Below are 15,907 nucleotides of genomic sequence, written 5' to 3' on the forward strand. Positions count from 1 at the left end.
GGAGTTGTTTCAGTTTGTGACCTTACCACTACCAGCAGATTTTTGCACATCAACTAGTTCATCAACTAACTCATCAATACCCAGTGAGTAGCGTGTCATCGTCGTTGAGCAATCAATGGCATCTGTGGCAGTCCTGAGCATCCCCCCTAATCGGCTGACAGGGATATCTTCACTCTCTAAATCTTCAATAGCTTTCGTGACTTTAGATAATAGTAATTTACCTACTCTATGAATATCATCAGCCGAAGTTTTTAACCGCTCCCTAAAAGCCAGAACATCCCCAACACCATCTGATATTTGTAGGGTTAATTGTGATTTTAATTGTGATTTTATTTCCTGTTCAAATTCCGACACTTTATCTTTAAATTCCTGCGACATCGCAAGACGTGCTACCCAGTTTGGGCTACGGCCTAACTCTTCTGCAATTTCACTATGATTTTTACCATTGGCCACCATGAGCGCGGCTTGTTCTTGAAGTGCTGACAATGTTTTAGTTTCTTTCATAAATATATTTCAATTATTTTCAATGTTTTTCAATACTTTAATTGTGGCATTTATAGACCTAAACGTGTTTTTACAACGTCGGTATTTACAACCACAAAATCAGAATTGTAAGACTGTGGTGTGAGCATATCAGTTAGGTTGTCGCCTAACAGGAGTTCACCTCTACCATGTCCCAATATTTTGGCTAGGAATAGTGTATTGTCAGGGTCACTGTTGTTAAAAATGGCATTACAGGATTGAGCGTAAATCGTCCGCAAACCTTTGTAAGTAAAAAACTTATGCTCTATTCCCAATCTACCTTTAAGCACTTTAACAGCATCAGAAATATCGCCACTGTAACGACGGTTTACACCTTCTGGGGAGTCTACAACCTTGCCATTATCTTTAAGCCATTGATGCCCTACTACTACCAAATCAGCACCAACTAAAACAGGGATTTCATAACTAGGATTATCTTCAAAGTATTTGGCTGCATCCCCCTTAACTTTTAGCTGACCCTTAAATGCTACGTGATGACTATCCACTAATTCAAAGATAGTAGATGACTGGTGAACCTCAGCCAAACGTCTACCCGTTGCGATCACCATTGCAATAGATACTCGTTTCCAATCTCTATAAGTCAACTTATCAAGATTGGTTAGAACTGTCATGGCAAAGTCATGTAGTGGGACTAAATCAATAGTGGCTTTCTGCGGTTTACGTTCTGCAAGCCTACGCTCTTGATGACCTTTCTTTTTATGAGTCAGTTCGGAGATTTGGATTTTAATTTGTCTTAGTAACATCTCCAAGCTTGACTTTAATTGCTTGTAGTAAACCGCTCCCAATTCAGACTCAACTAACTCAGAGAGTAGATTACAAATATGTGTCCGGTATCTTAATTTTGTTGCCCAAGATAATCCACCATCAGATTGATCACCCTCACGCTGATTTAAATACATCACTACTCTATAAGCCAATCCCGCCATATCTCCATGTATGGCATCGTCCCAAGTTCCGTCCGATTTCCAGCGTGACTGTACTAATGCTCTAAATTCACCGTAAAGCTTTCGTGTCCATATCCCTAAATCTTCATTTACATCTTCTGAGAAAGCTTTTACCTTGGATCTATTTTCCTCTAAAGCCTCTAGGGGGATATCAGGGACTAAATCAACTAATACTCTCTCAGCCCTACTACAAGCCATAAGCTCAGAGATTAAACCTGGCTTTTTAAGTTTGCTGTAGTTCGGTACAATCCCAGCCGCTAACTGTTTTAGTCCAGCCACAGACATTAAATTCAAATCTTCCTCACCAAACTTTGCAACCTTGGCGCGTTTCTCTGCCTGTTCTGCTGCTGTTAACATATTCACCTGTAGTTAATACCTGTATATAACTAAAAGTATACCTTAGTTCGCCTGTAGTTGTCACCTGTAGTTATATAAGTAATCTCTATACTAACCCCCTTGCAATAATATTAAGTAGGGGCTAGTATAGAGATTGAAAACACTGATATTACTATTATGAGCAAATGGCTAGAGAAGGGGCAAGAGCTAGCCCAGAGACTAGAAGGGGTAACAGAAAGCAGCAAAATTCAGACTTTATGCGACGCGATCGCTGCTGAGATTAAAGAGGCTTACCCTGAATACAAAAACAGCAGGGCTAAACCTTTAACAGCAGTGCGAAAAGCTATCAAAGCAAAATTTCCCGACACAACTGAACAGCAGAATCCTTTTCAATATTTCACTAACTCAGGAAAAGGGAATAAAGAACGCTGGGAGCATTTAGCTCTTAAATATCTTACAAGGGATTCTGTTGGTGATACATCCGAAATCACCGAAACTCAACCAGAAACTCAACCAGAAACCCAAATCACCGAAACTCAACCTGAAACACAAATCACAGAAACTATGACTATCACATTCAACTTAACAGCAGAAGAACAGGAACTAGCCAAGCAAGCGATCGCTCTCACTGGACAATCCGCAGATGCACTGGGCTATAACTCTTTTATGGCTTATGTGAAATCTGTTGTAGCCCAGCATGAAAGACTAAAACAGGATTTCCCTTACACTGATGCTCGTGAGGTTTCGACTGAGGAATTGCTAACCAAAAAATACAACACATTCCCAGGACGAGGCGAGGAACTGACCCGCAGAGCGATCGCCGCTATCAAAATTTACAACGACAACTGCACAGAACACTCCCAACGCTGGTATATTTCACCCTCTATAGTTCAAAAATTGACAGGAACTAAGGCTGAGACAGTCGCTAAGGTTTGCGCTCAATTTCAAGACGATATCGCCTCCCATCACGCTAAATATGGCTTTGTAGACCCTAAAAAAGACCAATACCACAACCGCAAGCCCGGACAAGATATTCGGGAACAAGTTGATATCGTGAAACTCGTACCCAATGGCTAAAACACTACCGATACTTACCAACAGGAGGTTACAGCCTCCTTTTTTAATGTTTATACAATCTTTATACTAGCCCCCTTGTCAATCTATAGATTAGGGGGCTAGTATGTATATAGAAAAGGGACGCGCCAACGTCCCATACTCCAAAAAAGGATTTGATTACTATGACAACCACACTAACACAAACCACCCAAGCCCCCGCACCCGCACCACAGACAGCAAACGATCGCCTAGATGGACAGTTCGACAGTGCGATCGGTTTACCTCCCCAGTCCCAATCCCCTGATTACCTAACTGGCTACTTTGGCTCAGGTAACGTTCCCTTCTAAGTTCTAATCCCCTGGCTAGGTGATGAGCCTAGCCCCTACCCTTTTCACCCATACCACTACAGGAAATTAAAACTATGCAATCCCCAGCCGCAGTAATTATCGCCCTACTAATCGCAGTTTGCATCATCCTAAATGCGATCGCTTCCCTTCTAATCCCAGTTTTCAATCACTACTATGCAAAGTATCAGCACCATAAGATGATTGAAGCTAGGCGCGATCGCTTCTACTCTGAATTACGCTGTCTGATGAAATCTGCATAAAAATAGCGGGAACATTGCCCCCGCTCACCATATGTCCTTGGTATCAACTTATTTAAAAATCTACAACTGAGCAAATTTTAGCCTATTTTTGTATTTTTTAGCCCAGTCAAATGCACTAAATTCAAAATCAAAATATTCAATACCCTCAAACTCTGGATCGAATCTCGCGGATGCAAAACCCCGTGAGGAAGTATCAATCACGCAGAATAGTTTCCAATCTTCAATGTGAACTCCAACTATTAAATCATGCCCAAGTCTAACCATTGGGTAATGCTCTCTTGAATCATCCTGAATTGCATCTAAAAGGGACTTTTTAAGGGCATTCAGTTCCTTCTGATAGTCTGATGCTTTTCCAGGTTTAAATGTGCCTGTAATCGGATTTAAACTACCGCTTTCTACTGCTAAATGCTTGGAAAGTACAGTGTCAATTTCTGAGGAGAAAAGCCACCGCTTGATAATTTTAAAATTTGGACTTTTGTGTGCTACCATTATCTTTGTGAGTCAAAAAACATCTTAAATTTATATTAACAGAATACTTCTGAAAGTCCCCTATCTACGGCAAGATAGGGGCTATTTTTATGCTTATTTACCACTAGAAATTAACTAATCAATTCATCCTGTAAATATGCGATCGCACTTTGGGCATCCGCTATGTTTAAATCTGCACCATATCCATCTTCAAGTAATCTCAAGTAGTGGGGATGTTTGGCGATTTCTGCAAGGATATCTTCAGCAGATTCTAGGAGTTCGGAGAGCGATCGCACTTGGGATTTTATGGTACGGGTTTGGTCAGATTGGTAGGGCATAGCTTTTTTAATATGCTCGTAGTCGTTGTAAGTGTCTAGGATTTTATAGATGATTTGCATGGCTGGTTTTTTAGTAACCACGGATTCTATTCTGATTGTGTCTAATAGCCCTTTCCAGCCTTCTGTGTAGATGTTGTAGGCTTCTGCTATGGAAATATTAAATTCCTTAGCCCAAGCCTCAACCTCAGTCATCAAAAACCCTGTAAATAGTTCGTAAGCTTGCGACATAAAAACCTTTATTTTGAATGTTTCACCACAACCGAATCTAATTAATTAGGTTGTGGAGAAAGGGAGTAGTTAAACTCCCAAAGGTGCGATCGCTCTACTTAACTTCGATAACTGAGGCTAAATCGCTAAGGCTGTCTGAAATACACTTTTCAAGTGTTCTCAAGGAATATATCTGATAGAAACTTAAGGCTTCGCTAAAAGATATCTCGTTGTCACGGGCAAAGGTTTTTATCTCTTTCAGCAGTTCAATTTTAGTTTGCATTTTAAAAACACTCCTCAATACCATCAGTGTTGTCTAGATCGTCTACAATTTGAGGTTCAGAAACTTCTATTTGTGGCTCTAAGTTTGGTGTGATTTGAACTGTCGGAGTAGGCTTTACACCACCTAGCAGAGTCTTTAAATCTGGTTTAGCTCCTAGTAAGTCATAGCAATCTAAAAACAGTTGTAGAGCATCATTTACTAGGGTATTTTCTGCGGTCTGGGTAAGGTCGGACATAGTTTTTAATCTGTCCTGTAACCTCTTCGATATACGGGCTTTTTCAATCATTAGTCCAGCCCCTCAACGTTTGCAAACACACCTTTATCTGAAACGATAAAACCCTTTTTAACTAAGATCCCCCGTAACCCTGGCAACTTCGATCCACCACCAATCACCAGAACCTTTTCATTCAGGTTTTGAGCCTCTGCAAGCCGCTTACCGATAGGTGCAAACTTGCACTTAATAAAATCATTTAGCAACCGGATGTAGACAGGGTAGATATCAATGCCCGTAGTTCCGTAGTAAAGCACTGTTTGAGACTCAGTTGCACCCTTGGGCTTGACCGATTTATAACCAGTTTCCAGGGACTTTGTAAGCACATATTCAGATGGTGGCTGGTTGATTAGGCGTTTTAGTTCGCTATCAGCCATAAGTCCTTTGAGTAGGTAGTCAACCCCAAAGTCTGCAACGGACGGAGTTGCAATCAAGTTTGCATTTGAAAATTGGGAAACTGTAACGTTACCGCCACCAATATCACACAGAGTTACATCACCAGATAAGCCATGCACTTTTATAGCCCCGTATCCTTCAGGCACGATACTCGCTATCTTTATTTGAATAGTTGCTTTCTGCCCTCTAAGCTCTACTGTGTGAGTACCTTCATAGGCTTTGATTACATCTTTATGGCGTTTGACATCGTTGCAGCTAACTGAAACTGTATGAATTTGCTCAGAATTTATAGTGGGCAGGTGAGCGATCGCACCTAAGAAATATTGCAACCATAAATCAGATTTACCGTTGTACTCCTCAACTAAACGAGTAGATGTAATCTGGGTATCGCTCATGCTTGCTCTATAGGCTTGTGTGCCAACTAACCAGCACTGCCCTATTAAGCCTTGGCAGTCACCACTTAAATACTTAACGTGACCTAAGATGTCTCCAGACATATCAGAACAAGGGGCTAGGTAACTGGGGATTCTCAAAGGTTCTTCATAGCCATCGACAATTAATTTAAACCAGTGATTACCAAGGTCTGATTTAGTCTTGAAATGTTTTTTAACTGGTGAAGGTGTTTTTACAGTTGCCATACTCTTACTTGATTTACTAGATTGGGTGTCTTTTTGGGGTACATTCTGGGGTACAGACTGGGGTGTTTTGGGTTGTTGTATTTCTGCCATATTTGGGTGTATTCCTTATGTGTCAACGCTTTTAGGGTTTTTAAGCTAACCTTCGTTTTATCATAGCATAGTGTCCCACGTTTTGGGGTACATTCTGGGGTACATTTTCACTACATAGTCAGTCAGTCAGTTTTTAATGAGTACGGTTAGGTGAGATTTATTAACAGAAACTTGAGCATTTTAGTTAACAGTTTGTGATTAGGGTTTACAGTAGCCAGAAGCATTAGTAATGTATTGGTTATATGAACTTTTAATTACTAATTAAAACTATCTATAAACCCCAAATAAAACTATTAGTTACTTCCAAATCATTTTTGTCCCTACTGTGCGTTTTTTACAGTCTTTACAGTAGTAACGGTTGCCATTTTGGAGTGAAAGATTAGGACTTCCACAGTGAGGACAGTGGGGTTTGGATCGGTTTTGTGCCAATGGGCTGGTATCTAACATTGTAGGAATTGGTGACACTGCCATTTCTGCGGAAGTGCTTTGTGTATAAGCGTTTTGACTAACTTGTACCAATCCACCATCAGAGAGACTGGCAGCAATACCACGTTTATGGTTCTCTGCCAATTGTCTTGTAGCTTCAATTTCATTTATATCGAAATTAGCTAAATCTAAGTTTGGAAGAAAGTAGAGTTTAGGCGATCGCTCGTCACGGATTAAGGCTAATCTCAGGTATCTTGCAGAGTCTACAATTTTGTTATTTTGATTCTCAATGTACTCCTCAATGTCATCTAAAATATTTGTGAGTTTAGCTAACTGAGAATCACTGTTTCTACCCTTACCATAGGTGTTCAAATACTTGCGGATTTTGTCTACACCTATCACCATTTCTATGAACATAGAGCGGTCATCGTTGGTAAACCCAGCGATCGCCTTAGTCATGATGGTCTGTCCTGAGACAATATAGCCAATATTGTTATGCCCACCTTTCTGCAATAGAAGCTTGAGTTTATCGGTTATCGCTTTGGGGTCATCAGCACTACCCAAGGTGTAATCAAATTCCTCCCAGCACCATAACTGAAAAAACTTCTCAGAATATTTGATATCATGCTTGCGGTAGTCCCAATCATCGCAGGCATCTTTAAAGCTTTTGATTGCTGCGGTTGAGTCACCGTATTTTAAAAACGGTTTTAGTGGGTAGTTTTCAGCATCCTTAGCAGAACTCAAAGCATCAGGATAAGCAACACTTACAAGGGTAGGCAGTCGTTTACCGTTTGCCATATTCATGCGCTTACCTCCCCCAGCTTTCAAAATCTCACTTACCATTACAGCCATACTTGGAGTTTTGCCCGTTCCTGGGTCAGCCATGATTCTGTAACGGATGGGGTTGGTAATGATGTAGTCTATAAATTCTTGAGGACTACCAATCAAGTTTTTAACTGAATCTTGGGTAAGGGCAGGTTCGCGTCTGAAGGCGATCGCTATACAGTCAGTGATTGGGAGTTTACGAATACTGGTTATCTTACAAACGTCTAACCTGTGTGCAAGTTCTTTTTTCATTCCCTCAATAGCTTCTACGATCGCACTAGGGTCATCAGATTTTGAATAGCCAAATCCGACTGTAGTTACACCTTCATTTACATCGACACCTTTGACTATGAGAGGTATTCTGAGTTTAAGGAATATCTCACGGGCAAGGTCGTTGGCGGTTGCAATGTTGGGGTTATAGCGTTCTTCCATCAATTGAGGTTCTGAAATATCGCCTTGTAGTTGCATTTCAAGTCTTGCAATTTTTAGCTTGAGGGTATCTATGAGGGTAAGTTGATCCTCTTGTGCCTCTTCGCAAGCATCCGCATAAGTTTCTAAAGTAGAGTTAAACTTCTCTGCCGCACCGACAACAAACTCACGCTGGGCATGATTTCGGCGACGGACTTCTTTCAAAACATCCTTAAGTTCAGTTACTACATCTCTGTAACCTGCAACTACTTTGTCATGGTCATCAAAGATTTTTTTAATTTCAGTTTGTCGGAGATGGTTAACTTGCTTTTGTACCTCGGAAGCAACACCAGTCTCGAAACTAGATGACCATTCCAAGTTTTCACGCTCTAACTCAGCGACTTGCTGGCGATGTTCCTTGAGGGCAATCTCTAATCTAGCTATGTCGGCATTAAGGCGATCGACCGTCGCATCTTTGTAGCGAGACTCTGACTGTAGTTGATTTAAAGCATTTTGGGTTTGAGTGAGGAGGTTTTGAAGTTCCCGCTTTTCATGGTTGAATTTAGCCTCAATATTGAGACGGTCTGACTTGGCAGTAGCTTTCATTTCTGAAATGAATTTCTCGTGCTGGGAATTAATTTCACGTTCCCTTTTAGCCATCTTGCCATCGTAAATTAGGTGAGCGATCGCCCCTCCTAAAAATGCACCAATCCCACCAACAGTAGATATTTTGTAAGACTCTTTAAAGCTCCCACTCGCCAAACCAATACCAATTAAAAACCCTATGGATGTTCCAAATGTAATAGAGGCGATCGCGTGTGTTGCCTTCATTGTTTTAATTCCTTAGTTTTGAAGATTTATATTAGGTCTGGGGACTGGCCAGACCTTGCACTGTTATTTAGGCTTTGATTCACCTAACTGTTTTTTAAAATCGTCTAGCAGCATTCTGGACTTTTTAACCTTTTCAACACTCAACTCAGCTTTTAATTGATCATCTTGGAGTTTTGCATCTAGGTCTATCTTTTGAAAGACTGCGCGCTCAACTTCAATTGCTGTTTTGTACTGGTTTACAGCCAGCCCTACATACTTCTGTTTGTTTTGCTCAATTTGACTTGAGTAGTCCATGAGGTTGCCCCGGACTTTCTCAACTTCTGTTGCGAGTTGAACGCCAGCACCAAAAGCTTTAATACCTTCTTTACGAGCATCGAAATCAGCTTTTATAGCTTTGTTAGCATCCCCAATTGATTCACGAGCATTGATGATCTCTGAGTAAACAACTTTAGTATGTTGTCGTTGAGCATCCGTTTGTCTGGGGGAATTTTCGGGAGGGTTGAGAGGGTCTTCTATAACTAAAGCATCATGTTTAGGTAAACGGGCAGCGATCGCATTTACATCTATATCAGGTAGTCCGTTTGCTGCAATAGATTTGTAATCAGCAGATTGCAGATTATCTAAGTCAGGTTTGGGCTGTTCTCTGCTAGTGAAGTTTGTAGCCTTTGGTGCAGATTTGGTTAAATTTTTGAGGGCTTCTTGCGGTGTAACTCGTTTTTTAGTAGTTGTAGTCATGGTTGCCTTGGTTAAAGTAAATTGAGCGTGTACGTCGAATAGCTTGGTCTTGAATTTCAGCAGTGTCAAACTTCGATAAAAGTCTTTCAATCCTCTGGTCTATGTGTTCATCGATGTCGAAGTTATCAAAGGTTTCGTTTATCTGATCGGGGGCAATTTTTAAGGGGTGGTAGTCTGGAATTTCGTTCATAACCCTCCTAGATAAATCCGTAAATAGTCCAATCCGACATTTGAACTTGTGATACTAGAATCTTGATAAAATGCTCAGGACGAGAGACTGTTGCACAGTGCAAAACCTGTTTAACTTGGAACTCAAAGCTTTCATCTATTAGATGGAGATAATCACCAACATTAGGGACAGTATGAAGGTGAATAGTAGGGGAGTCTTCACCGAAAATAAGAGACTTCATAAATTCCCCTTTCAAAACACTCCCCTCTAACTCACAGATGGGGTTCTCAAAGTAAACTAAGGCTTTAATTGGTGGGGTTCTAGTCATTTGTTTCCTTAATGATGTAAATGTTTACGCCTACTACCGCATAGGTAGTAGGCAAATTTAAAACTAGATACGGCGACCACTACCAGGATGAGGAATAGGATTTATAGGCTGTGGTTGTGGTGGATTTGTGGAACTGGCTACTGAAGGGGGAATGTAAGCCAATATGGTCAAGGCAATTAGTAGGGAACTAAGATAGAATCGCATTAGAATCTCCATTTTTACGAGTGGTGAAACATAGTAACTGCGGGAACTTTGCGAGAGCGATCGCAGTTGCTATTTAAAAGTTTTCAATCAGTCCTGCAATACGGGAAATAATCGGGTCAATCTCTTGGGGTAGTTCTGCTGATACTTCCTCAAAATGCGCGATCGCCCCTGGGCTTTTAAACCCTATCTGTGGTTGTAATGCTGGCTGGGGAGATGGTAGTGGGGATTGAAGGGGAGAGCCAAAGCTAAAATTCTGACGGCGTAACTCCCAAAGTAGGTAGTTGAGTGCTTCGGCTGGTGATGCAGACATTTGAGAGGCGATCGTTTGTAAAAATTGGTTGTGGGTTGCATTTACGGAAAGTCTCATGGTTTGTCTCCAAAATAGTGAAAGATTTTTAGTTCTAGGATTGCGTTGTCTAGTGCTGCGTCTAGTTTTTTGGGGTTAGCTTTCGTGATATCGATAGGGAATTTTGTAAGGATTGGTGGGATTGGAGGTGAACTAGGAGATTGGGCAAGAGCATCACCCATGAGCGTGGAAGCTTCTATAAATTTGGCTTGGAGGTCTGGGTTCATGTTTGTGTAAGGGGCATTTAAGCCCCGTGAGTGTGGATTAGAGGGGAGAAAAGAATCCGGTGCTGTATTTGGAAGAGAATTTGGAAGCATCTACAGGAGGCACATAGAGAGGCTCTTTATCTTTAGGGTTGAGTTCCGCGTGGTAGCGTTCAATGTTGCCACGTAACCATTCGATCTCTTCAAGCAAAGTCGGTTCAAGGCTTGAGTTTTCGCATAGTTGCCAAATACTATCTAGTTTCTTACGATCGCTCATATCGCTTTTTCTGAGTGCTGCGATCGCTGCTACTGTGCGTTGGGGTGTACTTACTAAGAGTTCCGATACTTTGGCTTCTAATGCTGTGGGTTCGTAATTAGATAAGAAAGCTTCGCGGATTTCACGTTGCGTTCCCTTGGGCATCTGTGCGCCATTTGGAAAGATAAAGTGATTCACTGCGTGTTCCCAATTTTGGTTCATCCAGTGAGCAAGATTGTGTTCGGGATTGCGTTGTACAAAAGGTTCGTACCAATAGGTGTAATCTTCGAGTGCTTTTGAGATTGAATCCGGTAGCTTCATAAAGTCCCCTCCGTGGGGTGATTTGTATGCTGTCACTGCTATGCTAACTCAAAAGTATTGCTTTTGCGGTTATTTTGATATTTGAATCAGTTATATATAGACAGGCTTTGATAACATATACTAATTAAATAACACATCAAAAGTATTACTTTTGCCTATAAAAATAGATAGAATAGATGGCAAGCGCACTCATATAGGATTAAAAAAGGAGTAGATTATGTATTTAGCAGTAGTAGAAGATTTGGAGATGTCCCGCCACAGAAAAACGAGAACATTCAAAATCGATGAACTTATCCTTGATGGACTAAACGGATTAGCGCGGAAACATAACACCAGCGCGAACCGAGTAGTTGAAAATGTACTAATGGAGGTTTTGAAGCGAGAAGGCTTTTTAGCAGAAGATACAGAGCCACTGGGAGAAACCAGAGGCGGAAACCAAAAAAGTAAGGATGGGGACGAATGACCGACATACCACAAAGTAACCGACTTGACCGAATTGAACAGTTGCTACTCCTAACTACAACTGCACTAGGCGAAACCGCAAAACAGCAACAGGCAAACACCCAAGCGATCGCACAAGTGACCGCAAGGCTTGACCAGTTGACTTTAAAAGTAGATGGTCTGACGGATGACGTAGGGCTGCTGACTGACTACTTCCAAACTGTAATAGCTAATGCTGAGAGCGATCGCGAAATCTTTCAATCAGAAATTAGGCGCATCTGGGAATATCTATTGCAGCGTGGAGGTAATGGCAACGGGCATACAGGATGAGGTATAAAAATCTGACAGTTAAATTACCGTATAATCTTATAAGCCTTGCTGAGACAGACGAGATATCTCAGTAGTAGAAATTAGATAGTCTTAAATTTTTCTGTGACAAGGCGAAACATACTGATTTTTTGATCTATAGTGAAAGAAGCAAAGTAAAAGCCCACCTGCCCACTACGTTGGTCGCGTTAGTGATGAGATGAGCCAAATCAAATGATTTAGTATTTATAATGTGATATCTAGTATTAATATACCCTAATTCTAGCAATACTAAATCTAAAAGGCAAAAATCTGTAAGTAGGTGGGAATCCAAAAATACAAGGAAATCCCACATGAATGCCAAAAACGAATGTAAATTAGTTTTCGATTCTCTTTTAAATTTAGGTTTCATCCCCCTGCCAGTAGCCCCCCTACAAGATGCTACAAAGTACCCCAAAAAAGACTCAAAAGGAAATGTAGAAAGAGATCGTAACGGGGAAATCATTCCCAAATTCAATGGTAAAAATCCTAGCTATTTAGATGCTCAGGGAGTTCCACACACAATCTTACATTCCCTCTATAAAGTAAAAGCCCCTACAGAAGCAGAGCGCGAAAAGTGGTTTGTACACCCGGATACGGGAATCGGTTGTCTGGGAACTAAGCACAATATAGCAATTGATGTTGATCGTAAAAATTTCGATACCCAGGAGGAATGCGATCGCCTAACCGAGTCTTGGTTGAATGCCACACCAGAACTAAAATCTGGCTGGATTGATAAAACTCAATCGGGTGGATATCGGGTACTAGTAAAGGTAAAAGAGCCACCAAGTTTTACAAACTTCGGCTTTGGCGGTAAACAAATCGGGGAAGCAATAGGTGAGGGAAGGTTTGCAGTCCTAGCACCTTCTAAGGGTACATCAGCCAACTACACCAGCATAAGCCGCGCTGATACTATCCCAGAGTTTGATAATTTAGAAGCAATTGGTATCTTCAAAGCTAAGTCCGAAAAAGAGTTAGAGATTCCAAAAATCCCAGAGTCTTTAAATGATTGGATGGCATCGTCAGCAGTTGTAAGAGCCACAGCAGCGATCGCAACCGATGACGATGCTGAAACAACTACGACAGTTGCTTTGGCTGATTTACCTGCGAATGATAATATAGATGCCTCTGTCGATTTTGATGAAATTAAGAAGAGAGCATTATCTGAAGGGATGGAAGGCATTTTTCTAATTGAAGCAATATCCCAAAAAAATCGTCAAAGATTAGAAGGTGACGTTGAAGGGATGGACAAATCCAAGGCACTCACAACAGCCCTAAACGACCTTTACGGTTGGGTTAACTGGTGTAGTGATAAGAATATCCAGTTTTACGGAAACCCTCAAGAGATTGCTTTAATAGGTGGTGTAAAACTTGGGCTAGCACCTGATAGAGTGAAGCGCATCATTGAATCTATCAAAGATACATCAAAGTGTATGCCTGCCTGTAAATACAAAGGTGGTGATGATGCCTGCCAGAAACGGGTAAATGCTTTGCTTGGTATTCAAACCCCAATAGAAACTGATGAAAATCAGGTTTCTACAACAGTAGAAGACACCATCCTAAAAACTTTGTTTGAGAATGGTGACGGGAATTTTTGTGTAATCAACGATGGTTACTACAAGTACGATGGTCACGGTGTTTGGAATCACGTAGATGATGGGATTATCGAAAAGTGGACTACTCGAAAGCTGCGGGAACTGTACAGGCTAAAAATTACAAAGGAAGATGTAATCCAAGAGTTCGTATATGCGACAGAAAACAACAAGAAAAATTCTTTTAAGTTCTGCCGGAGTGCTTTAACCTTAGAATCCATCCCCTACAATTTCCACCTACTACCCTTCAACAATGGAACAGTAGATGTAAGGACAGGGAAGCTACAACAACACAGCCGCGACAACTTCCTAACATTCAAGGTAAACGCCGATTACAAAGAGAATAGAGAATGCCCACAGGCGTTTATAGAGTTCGTTGAAAACTCATTTGGTAATCAGTTCCTTGAAACGATTAGAGCCTGTTTGAGCATGACCTTAGACCCCACAGCACCTTTTGGTTTTGCTCCTCATTTAATCGGGGCTTCAGGGTCAGGGAAAGGAACACTTATCAGATTTGTTGGATCAGCCTTTGGTGAAGAATATGTTGCATCCCTTCAAAGCTTCCAAGAACTAAGCACACCAGAAAAACGCCACCAAAACCTAACAGGCTGCCGACTCGTGAACTTTCCTGATTTGGGGGGATTTCAATCAGGTCTGAGAAGTTTTTACGAGCTGGTAGACAACGGCAGCCTATCAGGCAGACCCCTATTTAGCAGCAATAGTTACAGCAAACGATGGAATTGCAGATTTTGGCTAGCCAGTGTTGACCACCTCCAAATCGAAAATTCTGGGGATGGGTGGGACAGAAGAGTTATACCAATCCCCACAAAAAGGAGAACCGTTGCAACAGACCCGAACCTAGAACAAAAGCTTCAAGAGTGTAAAGCAGATGTGATTAGCTGGGCATTAGCAATGCCAAGAGAGCGCAGGGACTACATACTACTGAATGCCTCAAAAACTAATGATGCGATCGCTGCACTCAAAAAAGAACAGGCAACCTTTAGTGACTCAACTCGTGCATTTATTGATCAATGCTTAATCCCATCAGACAGTTGCACCACAACGACGACAGGGCATCTGTACGACCTCTATGTAAAATACTGCGAAGCGAACGGTTTCAGCCCCGTAAACGTAAACCGCTTTACAAGTCACGCGAAGTCGATTCTCCCAGAAAATAGGGTTGAACGCAGCAAAGCCACAGCAGGTAAAGGTACACGAGTAAATGTTGCTGCACACTGGAGAAACTTAGAATCTATTCCACAAATTTTTACAAAGAGTGAAGCAGGTATCTGGAGTTGCAACAAAAACCTCTGTAATGAAGGTGGACTAGAGCTTTTTGAGCAGTTCTGGGAAAATGGCGGACAATCCCCCAAAACAGAGAAACCAGAGCCAGAACCCAAAGAAGTAGAGCCAACATCTACGGGATTGCAGGGGAATCAAACAGAGATTAAAGCAGTTAAAAAGACGCTTGAGGCTAACGACAGAAGTACCCTTCTGGCAAGCGAGGTTGAAATTAATACCAGAAAAATCCGCGACAATTGGGACGATGAATTAAAAATTGGGGGCATAATGCTTGATGCCCAAATGAAGGATGCTGCACTTGTTTCAGGCATTAAGGCTTTCTTTAGGAAGCACGGTGAAGAGTACGTAAGTTACCTAGACCAGTGCCAGGTCATCTACGAAGCCAAGGCAACCTAGACTTACAAAGATAATCCTTGGGTGAAATAAGCCTCACCCACGACAGCCTAAGAGATTGGGCTTCGGTTGTCGTGGGTTTATTGAGGCTAAATATGCAATCCTGCACAACAGTTAAAAAGATAAAAAAACCAGAGCCAATAAGTGATGAACAGACTCTTTATATTGATCTAACGAGGCTTATAGATAGTAATGCAAGCCCATTAAAAATAGATGAAACCATTACTATGACTGGGCTAAACATTTGGTACAAACTTCGTAAGAAACTATCTGATGAAGGTCATCTAGATTTGGTAATCTACTTGGATAGTTGTATTGATAGCGGGACATTACATTACTGCGGTAGCCTAGCCAGAGAGCCTCTTGCGAGTCCCATTAGTTGCAAACTCTCACAGGCGTATTAAAAAACAATATCCCCACTGCCGATTAATGCTAGTGGGGATTACTTTGCTATGGATAGAAGAGAAGGTGGCACAGACCGGGGAAGCTTCCGCTATAAGGTGCGGTTGTTCTTATAAAATTTGGGGATTAAAAATTAGGTAAGTAATATGTTTCTATTATATCAAATTTTCTTGATATGTGACCCAACCCAACCCAACCCCACA

Annotated in this window: 21 protein-coding genes; 6 read left to right on the forward strand and 15 right to left on the reverse strand. The window is 41.4% G+C overall.

Going from position 1 to position 15,907, the window contains the following annotated elements; genetic code table 11:
* Positions 1–9: 9 nt before the first annotated feature.
* On the reverse strand, positions 10–504 hold the full coding sequence (locus tag ACM0OR_RS25770) for a helix-turn-helix domain-containing protein (RefSeq protein WP_414579292.1): 495 nt from the start codon (positions 502–504) through the stop codon (positions 10–12).
* A gap of 50 nt (positions 505–554) precedes the next feature.
* Positions 555–1,844, reverse strand: coding sequence for a protelomerase family protein (locus tag ACM0OR_RS25775; RefSeq protein ID WP_414579293.1), 1,290 nt, complete (start codon positions 1,842–1,844; stop codon positions 555–557).
* Between the two features lie 156 nt (positions 1,845–2,000).
* Between ACM0OR_RS25775 and ACM0OR_RS25780 the strand changes: the two genes are divergently transcribed.
* The 3 genes from ACM0OR_RS25780 (at position 2,001) to ACM0OR_RS25790 (ending at position 3,486) form a co-directional block, all read left to right on the forward strand.
* Positions 2,001–2,900 carry a hypothetical protein gene (locus ACM0OR_RS25780; RefSeq protein ID WP_414579294.1) on the forward strand — a complete coding sequence of 300 codons (900 nt, stop codon included), beginning with the start codon at positions 2,001–2,003 and terminating at the stop codon, positions 2,898–2,900.
* 161 nt (positions 2,901–3,061) lie between these two features.
* The gene (locus ACM0OR_RS25785) at positions 3,062–3,226 is read left to right on the forward strand and encodes a hypothetical protein (protein ID WP_414579295.1); all 165 of its coding nucleotides are present in this window, start codon (positions 3,062–3,064) and stop codon (positions 3,224–3,226) included.
* A gap of 74 nt (positions 3,227–3,300) precedes the next feature.
* On the forward strand, positions 3,301–3,486 hold the full coding sequence (locus tag ACM0OR_RS25790) for a hypothetical protein (RefSeq protein ID WP_414579296.1): 186 nt from the start codon (positions 3,301–3,303) through the stop codon (positions 3,484–3,486).
* Between the two features lie 60 nt (positions 3,487–3,546).
* Here the strand turns inward: ACM0OR_RS25790 and ACM0OR_RS25795 are convergent, their stop codons facing one another.
* From ACM0OR_RS25795 to ACM0OR_RS25855, 13 genes are all read right to left on the reverse strand, one after another.
* A complete protein-coding gene (locus ACM0OR_RS25795; RefSeq protein WP_414579297.1) occupies positions 3,547–3,975 on the reverse strand; it encodes a hypothetical protein in 429 nt (142 codons plus the stop codon).
* Between the two features lie 110 nt (positions 3,976–4,085).
* Positions 4,086–4,520 carry a hypothetical protein gene (locus ACM0OR_RS25800; RefSeq protein ID WP_414579298.1) on the reverse strand — a complete coding sequence of 145 codons (435 nt, stop codon included), beginning with the start codon at positions 4,518–4,520 and terminating at the stop codon, positions 4,086–4,088.
* Between the two features lie 94 nt (positions 4,521–4,614).
* Positions 4,615–4,782 carry a hypothetical protein gene (locus ACM0OR_RS25805; protein WP_237997639.1) on the reverse strand — a complete coding sequence of 56 codons (168 nt, stop codon included), beginning with the start codon at positions 4,780–4,782 and terminating at the stop codon, positions 4,615–4,617.
* 1 nt (position 4,783) lies between these two features.
* Positions 4,784–5,017 carry a hypothetical protein gene (locus tag ACM0OR_RS25810; RefSeq protein WP_414579299.1) on the reverse strand — a complete coding sequence of 78 codons (234 nt, stop codon included), beginning with the start codon at positions 5,015–5,017 and terminating at the stop codon, positions 4,784–4,786.
* A gap of 50 nt (positions 5,018–5,067) precedes the next feature.
* On the reverse strand, positions 5,068–6,177 hold the full coding sequence (locus ACM0OR_RS25815; protein ID WP_414579300.1) for a ParM/StbA family protein: 1,110 nt from the start codon (positions 6,175–6,177) through the stop codon (positions 5,068–5,070).
* Between the two features lie 297 nt (positions 6,178–6,474).
* Positions 6,475–8,667: a hypothetical protein gene (locus ACM0OR_RS25820; protein ID WP_414579301.1), complete on the reverse strand. Its 2,193-nt coding sequence runs from the start codon at positions 8,665–8,667 to the stop codon at positions 6,475–6,477.
* A gap of 63 nt (positions 8,668–8,730) precedes the next feature.
* Positions 8,731–9,402, reverse strand: a complete 672-nt coding sequence (locus ACM0OR_RS25825) for a hypothetical protein (protein ID WP_414579302.1) — start codon at positions 9,400–9,402, stop codon at positions 8,731–8,733.
* Positions 9,386–9,592 carry a hypothetical protein gene (locus ACM0OR_RS25830; protein ID WP_414579303.1) on the reverse strand — a complete coding sequence of 69 codons (207 nt, stop codon included), beginning with the start codon at positions 9,590–9,592 and terminating at the stop codon, positions 9,386–9,388. Before ACM0OR_RS25830 ends, ACM0OR_RS25825 begins: the two co-directional genes overlap by 17 nt.
* 7 nt (positions 9,593–9,599) lie before the next feature.
* The gene (locus ACM0OR_RS25835; protein WP_414579304.1) at positions 9,600–9,899 is read right to left on the reverse strand and encodes a hypothetical protein; all 300 of its coding nucleotides are present in this window, start codon (positions 9,897–9,899) and stop codon (positions 9,600–9,602) included.
* Positions 9,900–9,962: 63 nt separating this feature from the next.
* The gene (locus ACM0OR_RS25840) at positions 9,963–10,103 is read right to left on the reverse strand and encodes a hypothetical protein (protein ID WP_414579305.1); all 141 of its coding nucleotides are present in this window, start codon (positions 10,101–10,103) and stop codon (positions 9,963–9,965) included.
* Between the two features lie 73 nt (positions 10,104–10,176).
* Positions 10,177–10,470: a hypothetical protein gene (locus ACM0OR_RS25845; protein ID WP_414579306.1), complete on the reverse strand. Its 294-nt coding sequence runs from the start codon at positions 10,468–10,470 to the stop codon at positions 10,177–10,179.
* Positions 10,467–10,676 (reverse strand): hypothetical protein, encoded by a 210-nt coding sequence (locus ACM0OR_RS25850; protein WP_414579307.1) that lies wholly within the window; start codon positions 10,674–10,676, stop codon positions 10,467–10,469. The genes ACM0OR_RS25845 and ACM0OR_RS25850 overlap by 4 nt, the downstream gene beginning before the upstream one ends.
* A gap of 37 nt (positions 10,677–10,713) precedes the next feature.
* On the reverse strand, positions 10,714–11,229 hold the full coding sequence (locus tag ACM0OR_RS25855) for a hypothetical protein (protein WP_414579308.1): 516 nt from the start codon (positions 11,227–11,229) through the stop codon (positions 10,714–10,716).
* A gap of 217 nt (positions 11,230–11,446) precedes the next feature.
* Here ACM0OR_RS25855 and ACM0OR_RS25860 point away from each other — a divergent pair, with 217 nt between their 5' ends.
* The 3 genes from ACM0OR_RS25860 to ACM0OR_RS25870 all read left to right on the forward strand — a co-directional run bounded on the left by ACM0OR_RS25860 (position 11,447) and on the right by ACM0OR_RS25870 (position 15,305).
* Entirely contained in the window at positions 11,447–11,692 is a 246-nt protein-coding gene (locus ACM0OR_RS25860) for a hypothetical protein (RefSeq protein ID WP_414579309.1), read from the forward strand.
* Positions 11,689–12,000 carry a hypothetical protein gene (locus ACM0OR_RS25865; protein ID WP_414579310.1) on the forward strand — a complete coding sequence of 104 codons (312 nt, stop codon included), beginning with the start codon at positions 11,689–11,691 and terminating at the stop codon, positions 11,998–12,000. The genes ACM0OR_RS25860 and ACM0OR_RS25865 overlap by 4 nt, the downstream gene beginning before the upstream one ends.
* Positions 12,001–12,329: 329 nt before the next feature.
* Complete coding sequence (locus tag ACM0OR_RS25870; protein WP_414579311.1) at positions 12,330–15,305, forward strand: primase-like DNA-binding domain-containing protein; 2,976 nt, start codon at positions 12,330–12,332, stop codon at positions 15,303–15,305.
* Positions 15,306–15,907 lie beyond the last annotated feature (602 nt).

The organism is Anabaena sp. CCY 9402-a (assembly GCF_963920945.1).
In the GTDB taxonomy this organism is placed as follows: domain Bacteria; phylum Cyanobacteriota; class Cyanobacteriia; order Cyanobacteriales; family Nostocaceae; genus Trichormus; species Trichormus minutissimus.